General features: G+C 45.1%; 10 protein-coding genes. 5 read left to right on the top strand and 5 right to left on the bottom strand.

Annotation, left to right across the window (positions count from 1 at the left end; genetic code table 11):
* Positions 1-5 precede the first annotated feature (5 nt).
* Complete coding sequence (locus F9817_RS07545) at positions 6-1,553, bottom strand: ABC transporter substrate-binding protein (protein ID WP_161154349.1); 1,548 nt, start codon at positions 1,551-1,553, stop codon at positions 6-8.
* A gap of 309 nt (positions 1,554-1,862) precedes the next feature.
* On the opposite strand from F9817_RS07545, the gene F9817_RS07540 reads away from it, so the two are divergent.
* From F9817_RS07540 to F9817_RS07525, 4 genes are all read left to right on the top strand, one after another.
* On the top strand, positions 1,863-3,005 hold the full coding sequence (locus F9817_RS07540; protein WP_161154348.1) for an ROK family protein: 1,143 nt from the start codon (positions 1,863-1,865) through the stop codon (positions 3,003-3,005).
* A 52-nt stretch (positions 3,006-3,057) separates the two neighbouring features.
* A complete protein-coding gene (locus F9817_RS07535) occupies positions 3,058-4,494 on the top strand; it encodes a M81 family metallopeptidase (protein ID WP_161154347.1) in 1,437 nt (478 codons plus the stop codon).
* Positions 4,495-4,567: 73 nt separating this feature from the next.
* Positions 4,568-6,385, top strand: coding sequence for an ABC transporter ATP-binding protein (locus F9817_RS07530; RefSeq protein ID WP_202436379.1), 1,818 nt, complete (start codon positions 4,568-4,570; stop codon positions 6,383-6,385).
* A gap of 332 nt (positions 6,386-6,717) precedes the next feature.
* Positions 6,718-6,969, top strand: a complete 252-nt coding sequence (locus tag F9817_RS07525; protein WP_161154345.1) for a hypothetical protein — start codon at positions 6,718-6,720, stop codon at positions 6,967-6,969.
* A gap of 77 nt (positions 6,970-7,046) precedes the next feature.
* Here F9817_RS07525 and F9817_RS07520 read toward each other — a convergent pair whose 3' ends face one another.
* The 4 genes from F9817_RS07520 to iolD form a co-directional block, all read right to left on the bottom strand.
* Entirely contained in the window at positions 7,047-8,234 is a 1,188-nt protein-coding gene (locus F9817_RS07520) for an arabinose transporter (RefSeq protein ID WP_161154344.1), read from the bottom strand.
* 365 nt (positions 8,235-8,599) lie between these two features.
* Entirely contained in the window at positions 8,600-9,487 is an 888-nt protein-coding gene (locus F9817_RS07515) for a DMT family transporter (RefSeq protein ID WP_161154343.1), read from the bottom strand.
* Between the two features lie 170 nt (positions 9,488-9,657).
* Positions 9,658-10,539, bottom strand: a complete 882-nt coding sequence (locus F9817_RS07510; RefSeq protein WP_161154342.1) for a sugar phosphate isomerase/epimerase family protein — start codon at positions 10,537-10,539, stop codon at positions 9,658-9,660.
* Between the two features lie 97 nt (positions 10,540-10,636).
* Positions 10,637-12,577 (bottom strand): 3D-(3,5/4)-trihydroxycyclohexane-1,2-dione acylhydrolase (decyclizing), encoded by a 1,941-nt coding sequence (gene iolD / locus F9817_RS07505; protein ID WP_161154341.1) that lies wholly within the window; start codon positions 12,575-12,577, stop codon positions 10,637-10,639.
* A gap of 336 nt (positions 12,578-12,913) precedes the next feature.
* On the opposite strand from iolD, the gene F9817_RS07500 reads away from it, so the two are divergent.
* Positions 12,914-14,836, top strand: coding sequence for a bifunctional 5-dehydro-2-deoxygluconokinase/5-dehydro-2-deoxyphosphogluconate aldolase (locus tag F9817_RS07500; protein WP_161154340.1), 1,923 nt, complete (start codon positions 12,914-12,916; stop codon positions 14,834-14,836).
* Positions 14,837-14,864: the final 28 nt, after the last annotated feature.

Below are 14,864 nucleotides of genomic sequence, written 5' to 3'. Positions count from 1 at the left end.
AACCATTATTGCGCGCTGGTTGTGGCATTGCGTACCACCAGATTACCACCAGGGATCATCTCTACGCCTTTGATATTTTTACCTGATGCATAAAGATCATCTTGATAATAAAGCAATACTTGTGGCGCATCGTGACTGATCAGTTTCTGCAATTTGACGTACAGTGCTGCACGCTTGTTTGCATCAAGTGATGACGATGCTTGATCGATTAGCTTGTCCACTTCACTGTTTTTGTAGAAACCGAGGTTAGCGCCACTCGGTGCAAAGCTGCGCGAATCATACAGTGGGCGCAGTTGGTTATCGTTACCCACTAGACCTGATGACCATGAAGCGAGTACCGAGCTCACACCCAATTTGGCTTTTTCTTCAGCATTAGCAAACGCTGCTTTGGTCCACACACCGCTTTCCATCTGTTTGACATCAAGTTGAACGCCAATCTTCTTCCACATGGCTTGCAATACTTGTGCGGTACGAGCGTCAGGGCCTTGCACAGCAATCGACATGCTAAATCCGTTCGGATAACCTGCTTCTTTAAGCAGCGTTTTGGCTTTCTCGATATTGTATGGATAGTCATTCAGTTTGGCATCGTATCCTGGTGCGATAGAGGCCAACGGTGAATTAGCCGGTTTCGCGTAGCCAAATGATACGGCTTTAACCAGTGTGTCACGATTCGTCGCAAAGTTTAGAGCTTGGCGAACACGAATGTCGTTGAGCGGTTTCATTTTCGTATCGAGTGCGACCCAGAATACTGCCGAGCCCGGTGAACGATTTAATGAAACGTTAGGATTGTTCTGTAATAAACGAGCAAACTGCGGTGGCACTGGGTTAATCACATCAGCTTCACCTGATTGAATCGCCATATTCATTACTGACATCTCTTCGCTCCACGTCCATTTCAGATCGTCAGCGCCGGTCGTTTTACCCCAATAATCCGGATTACGTTTTTCCAAAACGTATTCACCAGTTTTGTATTTTACAAATTCATAAGGGCCAGTACCGTCAGCTTGCATACTTAATGTTCCGGCTTTGTCAGCTTTAGGGCTAACCATCATTGCCGCGCCAGAGGTCATTAAGTTAAGAAATGTCGGGAACGTTTTTTTCAGTGTAATAACGACTTTGTCATCGCCTTGTGCTTTCACGCTCGCAATCACATTGCGTAAACGCCCACTGGCAGCCAGGCCGCGTGATTTATCTAAATGACGCTGGATGTTATACACCACGGCTTTGGCGTTAAACGGCGTTCCATCATGGAAGGTGACATCTTTACGTAGCGTAAATGTCCACACTTTGCCGGTTTTGTCGTTTTCCCAACTGGTCGCCAGTGCTGGAATGATCTGCTTTTCTTTATTAAAGCGCACCAAGCCTTCATACATAGGGTCGAGCATATTGAAAGTATAGGTGGCGGTTTGATCGCCTGGATCCATGCTACGCGGAGGTTCGCTTTGCATGATAGTCACTGTTGATGCTAAGGCCATTTGGGGTAGGCAGAGTAGAGCGATTTTGCTTAATGAAAGCACTCGCCCGCGCCAATTGTGTCGCTTGGTATGTTGCATGTGATTCCCTCACGTCTTTCCGTTGATGCTCTTAGTGTCCTATTGCCTATATGGCCCTTGAGCTTGTGTATTCGCTATTAACTTCTTCATTAAAGTTAATTTATTGCAATAACATGCATAATTAGTCCTATATTGTGACTTTATTGCCCTAATTAGGTGCTGATTAGCACGTCTTTGGTGCATTTTTAGTTAAATAATCATATAAGTTAACTAAAAATAGGTTATTTTGTAATTATATAAAACTAATTAGTTGATTTATTCATTTTCACTCAGTATTGTCAAGACAAACAGGTTAAAAAAAGATCTCTAATGCTCGATTCATCACAGCAATCCATTGTTACGCTCATTCATCGCGGGGGCCCTTTAAGCCGAACCGCTTTAGCGCGCGCACTTGGTATTAGTAAAACAGCCATTAGCCACCCGGTGCGCCAGTTGCTAGAACTGGGTTTTCTCGAAGAAGAAGCCGCAAGTGCAACAGGCCAAGGGAGACCATCAGTACTATTGGCTTTGCAGAGCGGGCACAGCTTTTTTATTGGTGTTTCTCTACTTAATGAACAATTAGAGTTGTTACTGCTCGATCTTAACGGTGAGGTCCATGCTCACCGCCAATGTGAGATTGAACGGCAGCCCGAGCGACTCGTCGCCTTAATCACCGAGCAAATTCCACTGTTGATTGAACAGGGAGAAATAAGTCGCGAGTCAGTATTAGGTATTGGTATTGCTCTTTCTGGTGTCGTGACTGAATCACGTGACCGCTGTTTAAAATCGACCATTCTTGATTGGGTGGATGTGCCTTTAGCTGACATGCTAGAGCGTTCTCTGGTCCAGACGCATGCTCTCTCGATTCCTGTCTGTATGGAAAACGATGCGAAATCTTTGGCGATTGCTCAGCACCTTTTCGCCCATGCTCGTGATGTGAAAGATTTCACCTTAATTACTCTGGGTGAGGGGATTGGCTCGGCACATTTTATTAATGGTCAGCTTTATCGAGGAGCTCATGGTGGTGCAGGTGAGATAGCGCATACGACAGTAGAGCCTAATAATTTGCCTTGCCGCTGTGGTAAACGCGGTTGTCTGGATACGGTCGCATCGCTCATTGCCATTCGCGAACAAGCGCAGCAAGAGCAACTGTCGGCAGTGACAATTCCTGAACTTGAAGCGTTAGCTGCTACAGGGCATTCCCCGGCCGTGCGAATTTTGCATCGTGCGGGTAATGCCTTGGGGTTGGCGATGGCGAACATTATCCAAATCAATGATCCAGAACGAGTCTTACTCGCCCACCCGGAACACTATTTTGAAGGACTATTTGCCACCATTGTTAAACAGAGCATGATGGCCAATGTATTGCCTAATATTGCAGACAAAATTGAAATTAAACCATTTGTGATCACACCGCAAAGTTGGCCTTATGCCGCTGCAAGCGTGGCGATTTACCAGTTTTTATATCAGTAATACCGAGCGCATTGCGATGCTCGGTATCACATAGACTCAAAAAGGAAGAGATATGCGTATTGCTGTTGGAGGCATTCATATTGAATGCAGCACATACAACCCAGTGCTTACTTATCAGGATGAATTTCGAGTGACTGAAGGAGAGGCATTGCTTGAGCACCCAAGTTTTGCTTTTCTGAATGATTATCCGGCAGAGTTTATTCCAACGCTGCATGCGCGTGCCATTCCTGGTGGTCCCGTTGCTAAAGAAACCTATGACGAATTCAAGCGTCGATTTTTGGTGGGTTTGAAAAAGGCGCTGCCTGTTGATGGTGTTTATCTTGCAATGCATGGTGCTATGTATGTGGAAGGCATGGAAGATGCGGAAGCGAATTGGATTAGCGCGACTCGCGAGGTCGTAGGGCCGGATTGCTTAATTAGCGCAAGTTATGACTTACACGGCAACGTGTCGCAAACAATCATCGATCAAATCAATATGTACTCGGCTTATCGCACTGCACCGCATATTGATATTGAAGAAACCCAGCGTCGCTCTGTGGATATGTTGGTTAAGAGTATTCAAACTGGCGTAAAACCCAAACTGTATTGGTGTCCTGTGCCGGTCGTGTTGGCTGGCGAACAAACCAGTACGGAAGATGAACCCGCAGGGCAACTCTATGCTCAGTTACCCGACATCGATAAGCTTGATGGTGTTTGGGATGCTTCGTTATTAGTCGGGTATGTTTGGGCTGATGAACCACGAGGCACCGCGTGTGCCGTGTTAACTGGCACAGATGAGGCGGTGCTCAAAGCGCAGGCAGAGAAACTGGCTTTAGATTATTGGCAAGCGCGCGAAACGTTTGCTTTTGGGTGCCAAACCGGCACGGTTGAAGAGTGTGTACGCTGGGCAAAAGAGTCACAAACTCATCCCGTTGTCTTAGCGGATTCTGGAGATAACCCAACCGGCGGCGGTGTCGGTGACCGTGGTGATGTGCTAGCGGAACTTATCCAGCAAGATGCGCAAAATGTTGTAGTTGCAGGTATCGCTGATAAAGCGGCAACCCAAGCTGCGTTTAAAGCAGGTGTGGGCGCTCAACTAGCCTTAACCATTGGTGCAAGTCTCGATCCGAAAGGGGGCTCTGCGACGGCTAATTTTACTGTGAAACGCTTGATTGATGCTACGGTTGAGACTGCGCCACAGGCAATTTTGAGCACAGGCGGCATCGATGTCGTAGTGTGTGAGCGTCGCCGTCCATATCATAACTTGAGTGACTTTGAGCTATTAGGCATCGATGTAAAAGAAGTGGGTATTTTAGTCGTGAAGTCAGGTTATCTATCGCCAGACTTAGCACCACTGGCAAGCCCTAATTTAATGGCCTTATCGCAGGGAGTGGTCGATCAGTATGTTGAGCGTTTACCAAGACCGCGCAAAAAAGTGCTGACGTTCCCATTTGATCGCGAGTTTGATTATACGCCGAAGGCGTTTGCTAGCCGCCAAAATGCATCTTAGTTAAAAATAAATTCATACCATTAGAGCGGCTTAGCGGCCGCTTTTGATAGAGATTATGTTGTTGGAGAATCGTATGCCAGGGCAGGCACCCGTACTTGAAGTCACAAATTTATCGACTCAGTTTCGTGATAAACATCGTTGGAAAACCGTGATCGAAGATATTCACTTTTGTGTCTATCCTGGTGAAACACTCGCGATAGTGGGTGAGTCCGGCTCAGGTAAGAGCGTGACGTCATTATCCATTATGCGTTTGTTGAATCCGCGGCAGAGTCGGATCTCTGGCAGTATAAAATTGGCTGGCCAAGAGCTGACGACATTGTCGGATAAAGCGATGCGGCAAATCCGTGCAAACGATATTGCAATGATTTTCCAAGAGCCGATGACATCGCTTAACCCTGCTTTTACGGTGGGGGAGCAAATCGCTGAATTATTAAAAGTTCATCAACATTGCAGTCATAAAGAAGCGCGTGAGCAAACCATCGAATTACTCAATAAAGTCCGCATTCCTAATGCACAGCAACGGTTTGATGAATATCCGCATCAGTTTTCTGGCGGTATGCGCCAACGAGTAATGATTGCGATGGCTCTAGCGCTAAAGCCTAAGTTGCTGATTGCGGATGAGCCAACGACCGCTTTGGATGTCACCATCCAAGGGCAAATCTTGGATTTAATTAAAACCCTGCAACAAGAAGAGGGGATGGCGGTGTTGTTTATCACTCATGATATGGGGGTGGTTGCAGAAGTCGCTGACCGTACCTTAGTTATGTTTCGTGGTCACCAAGTGGAAGAGAACACCACCGAGAAGCTGTTTGCTGAGCCTGAGCAATATTACACTCGCATGTTGCTTAATGCAGTCCCGAAACTGGGTGAAGTGGCCGATAGTCATGAGCCGATTAAGTTTCCTCAATTAGAAGAGCAAAGTGGTGAACCGATTCATTACGCTCCGCAGCCAGCTCTCTTAGAGGGGCAGTTGCCGTTACTTGAAGTGAAAAACTTAACTACGCGTTTTCCCATTCATGGCGGTTTTTGGTCACGCCAAACCGCAGCGGTACATGCGGTTGAAGACATCAGTTTTTGTGTTTACCCCGGAGAAACGCTCTCTTTTGTTGGTGAGTCGGGATGTGGCAAGTCGACGACGGGCCGTTCATTAATGCGTTTGGTAGAGCCAGACAGTGGCTACGTTGAATTTAATGGTTACGATGTGCGTTCGTTAAATAAAGCGGATTTACGCAAAATGCGCCGTGATATTCAGTTTATCTTCCAAGACCCATTTGCCAGTTTAAATCCGCGAATGACGGTGGAAGAAACCTTGATCGAACCACTTCTCGAACATGGATTGGCGACCAAATCGGAAGCGAAAAAGAAAGCCGCTGATCTAATTGAGCAAGTGGGTCTATCCGTTGACATGTTACGCCGTTATCCGCATGAATTTTCTGGTGGTCAGCGCCAGCGGATCGCCATTGCTCGCGCATTAACGCTTGATCCGAAATTGATCATTGCCGATGAATCTGTGTCGGCGCTCGATGTGTCGGTTAAAGCTCAAGTTGTGAATCTATTGATGGATTTGCAGCAGCAGCGCAATCTTGCGTATTTGTTTATTTCTCATGATATGGCGGTGGTCGAGCGAATTAGTCATCGTGTTGCTGTGATGTATTTGGGTGAGATTGTTGAAATTGGTCCAAGACAAGCGGTGTTTAATTCACCGCAGCATCCTTACACCAAAAAGCTGTTACAAGCGGTGCCAGTGGCAGACCCGAAACGACGTCATTTAAAACGAGAGCAAGAGATATCGGAGCTGAAAAGTCCTATTCGAGATTTGGATTATGTTGCGCCCAAACGGCATTATCAGCAAGTGGGAGAGGACCACTGGGTAATGGCATCCGCATCATGAATAAGGCTAAAAGTTATTGATTTAAATATAATTAACCCGACGTGTTTGTTGCAGATGGTTTAACTTCTGGAGCGAGATCAAGGTTTATTATTGTGGGCATGGTGGTCTTTGTGGGTTTTCGGTAGGGTTGCGACCGCGTTAGAAGAAGGTTTGCAACGAATACTGTAATCGCTTTGATTATCATCAGCTCGCTTGCGATATCGGTGACAGAGATGAGTCATGAGGCTCAAAATTTATACATGACGACTCTCTTTCACTCTGGCCTTCTGAAAACTGGCTAGAGGTTGGAAAACCAACCAATAAAAATATCGTAAAAAAAGAGATAACACCTCATGTTTAGTAGTTTAAAAAATAAAGCAAAATCACTTTCTGAAGATCTTAATAAAGCAGCAGATAAAGCGAATGAAAAACTTAGCCAAGGCGCTAAGTTTGTGGATGAACTTAAGAAAGACACCACAGAATTTGCCAATGATGTGAAAGGCAGTGTAGATAAAAAGACCGACGCTGCAATGAAGTCATTTAATGAGCAGAAAGATCAGCTTGGCAAAAACATCGACGAGCAGATCGAAAAAATCACCAAATAATGTCGATGTGATAAGTCAATGGTTAAGCGAAAAAAACGAGCAATATTGCTCGTTTTTTTATGGCTAAATTTTACTAATTAGTGGGAGTGGCTGTGAGTTCGGGCTGCATGCTGTTGGCGCATTTTTAATACCCCTACGAAACCGACGGCGGCGAAGATGGCGCAAAGAAAAAAGATGTCTCGATAGCCATAATGGTTAGCGATAACGCCAGTAAATGGTCCCGTAACCCCGTAGGCGATATCTTGAAATGCAGAGTATGCACCTAATGCTGTGCCGCGACTTTGCGGTTCAACGCGGTCAACCACAATGATGCCTAACGATGGGAAAATCATGGAACAACCGGCTCCAGTTAATGCCGCGCCGATAAGTCCTAAAATCGCATTAGGCGCAGCGCCTAACAGTGCTAAGCCAATCACTTCAACCACAAAGCAATATTTAGCGACCTCGACTCCGCCAATTCTATCGGGTAGCGATCCGACGGCAATACGAGTTAGAACAAACGAAATCCCAAACGCAGATAACGCAAAACCACTCATCGCCCAGTTTTGATGGTGAAAATACAGCACCACAAAGCTACTGATCACAGCAAAGCCTGTGCCTTGTAAACCCAACGCTAACCCGGGCTGCCAGATTTTTCGAATCACAGTGGTAAATGGGGCACGTTTACCGGATTTAATTGGCACAGCGGGCACACCAACAATAAAGACGGTGGCAATCACTGGCAGTAATAACGTCACAAGACCGACTGCGCCGAAACCGCCCGTTTGATACACCCATAAGCCGATAGGCGCAGACGTAGCCAAGGCTCCATAGGTTGCCATGCCATTCCAAGACATCACTTTTCCTGAATGCGTTGCATCAACCAAACCAATGCCCCATGCAAGGTTTCCGGTTAAAATAATGCTTTCACCAAAACCGAGTATGATCCGGCCAAGAATCAAAATCACAAAAGCGACGGCAGGCTGATAAGTAAAGGGCGTTGAGGCAAGATAGAGTAGCCCAGACGCGGCACAACAGGCCATACCCAACCAAGTGGTTTGTCTTGCTCCAGATTGGTCGGCACGTTTACCAGCAAAGTTACGGGTTAAAAGGGTAGTAATAAATTGAGCACCGATAGCCAAACCGACAAAAAGGTTACTAAGTCCGAGCTGTTGCTGAACGTATAAAGCGATTGCAGGCAGCGCGAGCCCTATTGTCATATAGGAAAAATACATGCCGAATACAATACGTAAAAGACGAGAGTCTTCTTTTGAAAGCGTGTTCATGGTGGCCTTCTCCTCATTGTTGTGAGCGCTGTTAATCGTGCCAGTCCTCATTAGCCAAATGATGAATCACTAGGCAAACGTAACCAAACCCAGTGCGAGCATTAGGTTAACGAGTGGCGTTAGCGAGCCTGTCCTGATAAGAGGCGAGCAATGAGGGCAAGGCTAGCACTTATTTAACAGTAGTTATGCAATCGATTGTACCCTTCATTAGACCTGTTAAGTTAATATAGTGTTATTAATTTATGTAAAAATATGAATACACCTTAATGGATTAGGTGCAGGATTCAGCACGGTCGCTAAGAGCACAGACCAAGCTCGGCAACGGCAGTGTTGGGCATTTTAGTTCTACACGCCCTTTACTGTTTTTAAACAGGGTGTGCATCGCGATGCTTCATTTGTCGGTGAAGCGTAAATCGATAGAACAATTGAGCACATAAGATCAATGAACAACCAGCGAGTTTGTTGGCTGGCAATTGTTCGCTGTACCAGTAGGCCGAAATTAATAAGGTGAATACTGGCTCCATAATCATGATGACGGCAGCATTGGTTGGTGACGTGTTCTTCTGTCCACGTAGTTGAATCCAAAAACGTAAGCTGGTAGCAATGACGACACTGGCAACAAACCAACTCCAAGTTTCAGTCGAGAAGTGGCTTGGCCAGTGTTCCCAAATTCCGGAAATAATCAGTGAGGCTATACCGGTTACCGCCAGTTGGATCGACGTCAGTGGCGTGACGGGAACCCGTGCAGAAAAGTAGCTATTGAAGCGGAAATAGACCGCTTGAGTTAAAGCAGCGATTAAAAACCAGCCTTGCGAGGGAGAAAATGACGCGTTGTGATTGAAGGTCAGTAATCCGAGGCCACATATCGCAATCGGTAATGAACGCCAGTATGCACTTGAAGGCATTGTACGAAGCCAAATAAGGTCAAGCAGCGGGACGATGAGCATCGACAGGCTCATAATAAATGCACCATCACCGAGAGTAGTGGCAGTGGCTACCGCGTACATCCAGAAATCGATCGATATTGCTTGGAGTAATCCCCCAATAAGCATGTAGCCCCATTGTTTGGATGTGATGCCTTTGAAGGCATGAAAGCCAAGACAAGCGATAATAATGGCACCGGCAGTAAAACGCAGGCCAATAAAACCGAAAATAGGCATTTCAACGGTCGCTTCTTTGGAAAAAATCCAACCCCAACCGGCGATAAAAGTAGTCAATAAAAGAAGTAAATCGGCGCTTCGCTGCTGTTTCATATCGTTCATGCTTAAGTTAATTTGCATCAATGATGATGGTTTCACATCGACAAATCTGTGATGGTTCATTAATGCTTAAGAGAATAAAAAGAAAGTGGCCTTCCCAAAGGAAAGCCACCTTAGTTGTGCGTTATCTCAAGAGTTGGGAGTGATGAGATGCGCACCTCACATCAGAGCAAAAGCTCACGTTCAATTCGTTCGCGCGTTTCTATTGCTTGGACATCCATTTTTTCAGGGAAACCAAATAGAGCCGCTGCCACAATAGGGTCACCACCGACTTTAAATTTGCGTTGAGCAAAACCGGTATCGCGTAGACCTTGGAAAATACCATCGAAGTCGACTTCACCTTCACCCATACCAACGTGTTGGTGAATCGTTGCGTCCACACCCGGTGGGTTAACAATGTAGCGGTTTGGTTTCGTGTGATTGTAGGTATCGCCAATCAACACATGAGAAAGGTCCTGACCACAGTATTCGATCATAGAGCGAACATCGCCTTTACCTTTATCGTAGAAGAAAGTGTGTGGTGAGCTGTACAGATAAGTGACGTTATCACTGCGCAGTGATTGTACAAGATCAACGGTTTCGTTGTTTAGTTCACAGAAATCGTAAGGGTGTGATTGGATTTCGATACGAATACCTTCGCGTTCGATGATTGGAAGAATTTCTTCCATGGATTTGTACCACATCTCTTCACAGATTTCTGGTTGATTAGGATCGCCCGATAGTTCGGTATTGATGACTTCAACGCCCATCTCAACGGCGATTTCAATCATACGTTTCCAGTTTTTCACTGCCGCTTGGCGACGAGCTTCATCTGGACCAGACCAACGATACACCACAATAAACGATGAGATTTCTACGCCAGTTTCACGTAGCGCACGTTTATATTCATTCATGATGTCACGGCCCGCTTTAGGGTGACGGTAGAATGGGTTGATCTGTGGGTGAGGAGATTGTTCGATGTATTTGTAGCCCCAGTCTGCGACTTTGTGCACCATTTGGGTGATGCCCAATGGGCGAATAACATCGACGTCGAAAGCAATTTTCATTTTGAACAGCTCCTTTACGTAGGGTAGGAATTAAGGGGGCTTACGGCCCCTCTTAGTTAGTAATATCGATAGGTCTTATCAACTAATCCGTTCAGGCTTAGTACTGTCTTGATTGACTGACTTTTTCGTTGATCACTTTAGTGATTTCATTAATACGGTCACTTTCTGATACTTGAGCGACACCGACACGCCAGAAGCTAAAGTATTTATGCACCATGGTTTTTGGTAGAACTTTTACATCAATCACGGTTGAGCAATCTTGTTTTACTGCGTCATCTAGCGCGGCTTTAAGTTGTTCTACAGTAGTCACCCGGTAGGTTTTACAGCCATAGCCTTCACCAATTTTGGCAAAATCCATTGGGACAAAACCACCGTCTAAACGGTCTGAACGTTGGTCACGGAAGCGGAATTCTGTGTAGAAACTGTCCATACCGTGTTCCATTTGCAGGTTGTTGATACAACCATTGGTCATGTTATCGAATACGATGACGTTGATCTTTTGGCGTTCTTGAATCGAGGTGACCAACTCAGAATGAAGCATCATAAATGCGCCATCCCCTACCAATGTGAATACTTCTTTTTCTGGGTTGGCCAATTTGACCCCTAAAGAAGCATTGACCTCGTAACCCATACAAGAGTAACCATATTCAACGTGGTAACTGTTTGGACTACGAGTCTTCCAAATACGTTGTAAATCGCCAGGTAAGCTACCTGAAGCACCAACAATCACGGAATTCTCTGGGATTAAATCATTCACCATGCCTAATGCGCGGGTTTGGGTAAGCACTGAATCAGTTAAGGCCTGGAACTCTTTAAATACTTGTTCACGTGGTAAGTGGTCATCAATTTCAGGAACAAACTCTTTTTCATTAAATTCAACAGCGTATAAACGTTGACGTTCTTTAATGTACTCATTTTGCACGGATTGAATTTCATCAGCCCAACCGCCGCGATAACCTGTGGTATTCAGTTTGTCGCCAAGAGCGGTTAGTGCTTGTTTTGCATCGGCAACCACTTGTACACCATCCAACTTGAAGGCATCAAAGCGGCTAACGTTAATGTTGACGTATTTGACGTCTGGGTTTTGGAAAATCCATTTTGAAGATGTAGTGAAGTCGGTATAACGAGTACCCACCCCGATAATCAAATCCGCTTCTTTAGCCAGTGTATTCGCTGCCAGACAGCCAGTTTCACCGATACCACCCACGTTATAAGGGTGTTCTGAAACTAATGTCCCTTTACCAGCTTGAGTTTCAGCAAATGGAATCGCAAATTTTTCGCTAAATTGGCTAAGAATGTCGCCAGCTTGTGCGTATTTCAAACCGCCACCACAAATCAGCAGAGGTTTTTTCGCTGCGCTAATCAGTTCAACAGCATCTTGCAACGATTCTTCTGTCGCGATTTGACGTTCAATACGGTGAACGCGTTTAGTAAAGAAGTAATCAGGGTAATCGTACGCTTCACCTTGCACATCTTGTGGTAGAGCAATAGTGACTGCGCCTGTGTCTGCAGGATCGGTCAATACACGCATCGCGTTGATACAAGCGGTCATTAACTGCTCTGGACGAGTCACACGATCCCAGTATTTACATACCGGTTTGAAGGCATCATTAGTACTGATACTCAAATCATGAGGTTGTTCTACTTGTTGTAAAACGGGATCTGGTTGGCGAGTTGCGTAAGTATCACCAGGTAGTAGCAATAATGGGATGTGGTTAGCAGTTGCAGTTGCTGCAGCTGTTACCATGTTGGCAGCACCAGGACCAATAGAGGAAGTACACGCATAAATTTGTTGACGTAAAGACTGTTTTGCAAAACCGATGGCAGCATGTGCCATACCTTGTTCGTTACGTCCTTGGTGGATTTCCAAATCCCCTGCATTTTGTTCTAAGGCTTGGCCGAGTCCCAACACGTTTCCGTGCCCGAAGATACCAAAAATGCCTTTAACGAATTTAATTTCTTGTCCATCAACACTGACGTACTGATTGTCCAGAAATTTTACTAAGGCTTGAGCCACTGTGAGTCGAATTGTTTTCATTGTCTTGGTTCCTGTTCACGACAACCGAGCGGGTTGAAATAGGGTAGATATTCATATCAATCAACGAGTCCATTATAAGCAGCTATTTTTTCATTGGAATAGAAAATAAAATTAATATTTCATTGTGAGAGGTGGATCAAATTAAGCGATTTTTAACGCTAGTTCACTGTATATAAAGGCTTTATCTATAGGTGTGCTGTTTTTGAATTGTGATGAAAGTGGAATTTTTTAAAGGAAAATGAAATGAATAGCTCAAGTTGTTTCAAAATTCGTTGAAAATGAAATTTTTATTCCTAATAATAATCCCATCGCATCTACGAGTATGAGGATTGCAAGATGAACGAGGTGAATAAACAACTGGATGTCATCTGTATAGGTCGCGTCGCATTAGACTTATATGGACAACAAATTGGCTCACGTTTGGAAGACATGAATTCTTTCTCTAAATACCTAGGGGGATCGTCTGGTAACGTAGCTTACGGTACAGCTATTCAAGGTTTAAAATCAGGGATGCTGGCTCGTGTCGGTGATGAGCACATGGGACGCTTTTTGCGCGAAGAATTGCAACGTGTTGGTTGTGATACCCAATGTCTTATTACAGATAAAGAAAGATTAACTGCATTAGTTATTCTAGGGATTAAAGACCAAGACACTTTCCCATTGATTTTCTACCGTGACAACTGTGCAGACATGGCATTGTGTGAAGATGATATCGATGAAAACTACATCGCATCATCTCGTGCATTGGCGATTACAGGTACCCACCTGTCTCACCCAAATACCCGTGGTGCGGTACTAAAAGCACTAGAATATGCTAAAAAACATGGTCTAAAACGTGCGCTTGATATCGATTATCGTCCTGTTTTATGGGGATTAACTTCTCTAGGCGACGGTGAAACACGTTTTATCGAATCTGATGCAGTGACTAAATCATTGCAAGAAGTATTAGGTAACTTCGACCTTATTGTCGGTACAGAAGAAGAGTTCCATATTGCCGGTGGTACCACAAATACATTGGCCGCGCTACGTAAAGTCCGTGAATTTACTGATGCAGCATTGGTGTGTAAACGCGGAGCGGATGGCTGTTCTGTATTTGAAGGTCCAATTCCAGCAAGCTGGGATGACGTTGCGCTACAAAGTGGCGTCAAAGTCAAAGTACTGAACGTGTTAGGTGCTGGCGATGCCTTTATGTCTGGCTTGCTACGTGGCTACTTAAACGACGAAAGTTGGGAACAAAGCTGCCGTTACGCAAACGCTTGTGGTGCATTGGTGGTTTCTCGCCATGGTTGTGCACCTGCTATGCCAACTAAAGCTGAGCTGGATAATTACTTACTACGTGATAAAGATGTTCCTCGCCCTGATAAAGATGAACTTTTGAATCACTTACACCGTGTGACTACACGCAAACAAGAATGGCCTGAATTGTGTGTCTTCGCGTTTGACCATCGTCGTCAATTAACCGATATGTGTGAAGAAGTTGGCGCTGATGAAAGTCGCATTCCACAGTTGAAGCAGTTATTGCTACAAGCTGCACGCCAAACGGCAGAAGCGGCAGGGCTGAATCACTCCAGTGGCATTTTGGCGGACACGACCTTTGGCCAAGATGCATTGAATGAAATTACTGGTAATAACTGGTGGATCGGTCGACCAATTGAAATGCCAAGTTCTCGTCCACTGCGCTTAGAACACGGTAATATCGGTTCTCAACTAATTTCATGGCCACAAGAACATGTTGTGAAATGCCTGTTCTTCTACCACCCAAATGACACACAAGCGATGCGTGAAGAGCAAGAAGCATTGGTGACAGAAGTGTATCAAGCATGCTGCCAATCTGGCCATGAATTGCTTCTTGAATTGATTCTTCCAGCCGATTCAGCTGATAAAGATGAAAAACACTACGCAACGATTGTACAGCGCTTCTACGATTTGGGCGTGAAACCGGATTGGTGGAAACTTCCTCCACTAAAAGAAAAAGCAAATTGGGACACTATCAGTGGTTTGATTGACCAATATGACCCATATTGCCGTGGCATCGTTATTCTTGGTCTTGATGCTCCAAGTGATGAGTTGAAAGCTGGCTTTGCTAACGCGAAAGATGTAGAAAAAGTGAAAGGTTTCGCAGTTGGCCGTACTATCTTCGGTGAACCATCGAAGCAATGGTTGGCTGGTGAATATGATGATTATCAACTGATTCAAGCAGTTTCAGAAAACTATCTACGCTTGATTGGTTATTGGCGTGAAGTAAGACCTGCCAAATAAACCATCGTTTTAAAAAGCCAGCATTTTG

Origin of the sequence: Vibrio eleionomae (assembly GCF_009874545.1) — a bacterium.
Classification (GTDB): Bacteria; Pseudomonadota; Gammaproteobacteria; order Enterobacterales; family Vibrionaceae; genus Vibrio; species Vibrio nitrifigilis.
This window is presented reverse-complemented; position numbering and strand designations above follow the sequence as displayed.

Excerpts from the sequence above, each read along its gene's own strand:
- F9817_RS07545 (WP_161154349.1), bottom strand. The coding sequence starts at position 1,553 with ATGCAACATACCAAGCGACACAATTGGCGCGGGCGAGTGCTTTCATTA.
- F9817_RS07540 (WP_161154348.1), top strand. The coding sequence starts at position 1,863 with ATGCTCGATTCATCACAGCAATCCATTGTTACGCTCATTCATCGCGGG.
- F9817_RS07535 (WP_161154347.1), top strand. The coding sequence starts at position 3,058 with ATGCGTATTGCTGTTGGAGGCATTCATATTGAATGCAGCACATACAAC.
- F9817_RS07530 (WP_202436379.1), top strand. The coding sequence starts at position 4,568 with ATGCCAGGGCAGGCACCCGTACTTGAAGTCACAAATTTATCGACTCAG.
- F9817_RS07525 (WP_161154345.1), top strand. The coding sequence starts at position 6,718 with ATGTTTAGTAGTTTAAAAAATAAAGCAAAATCACTTTCTGAAGATCTT.
- F9817_RS07520 (WP_161154344.1), bottom strand. The coding sequence starts at position 8,234 with ATGAACACGCTTTCAAAAGAAGACTCTCGTCTTTTACGTATTGTATTC.
- F9817_RS07515 (WP_161154343.1), bottom strand. The coding sequence starts at position 9,487 with ATGAAACAGCAGCGAAGCGCCGATTTACTTCTTTTATTGACTACTTTT.
- F9817_RS07510 (WP_161154342.1), bottom strand. The coding sequence starts at position 10,539 with ATGAAAATTGCTTTCGACGTCGATGTTATTCGCCCATTGGGCATCACC.
- iolD (WP_161154341.1), bottom strand. The coding sequence starts at position 12,577 with ATGAAAACAATTCGACTCACAGTGGCTCAAGCCTTAGTAAAATTTCTG.
- F9817_RS07500 (WP_161154340.1), top strand. The coding sequence starts at position 12,914 with ATGAACGAGGTGAATAAACAACTGGATGTCATCTGTATAGGTCGCGTC.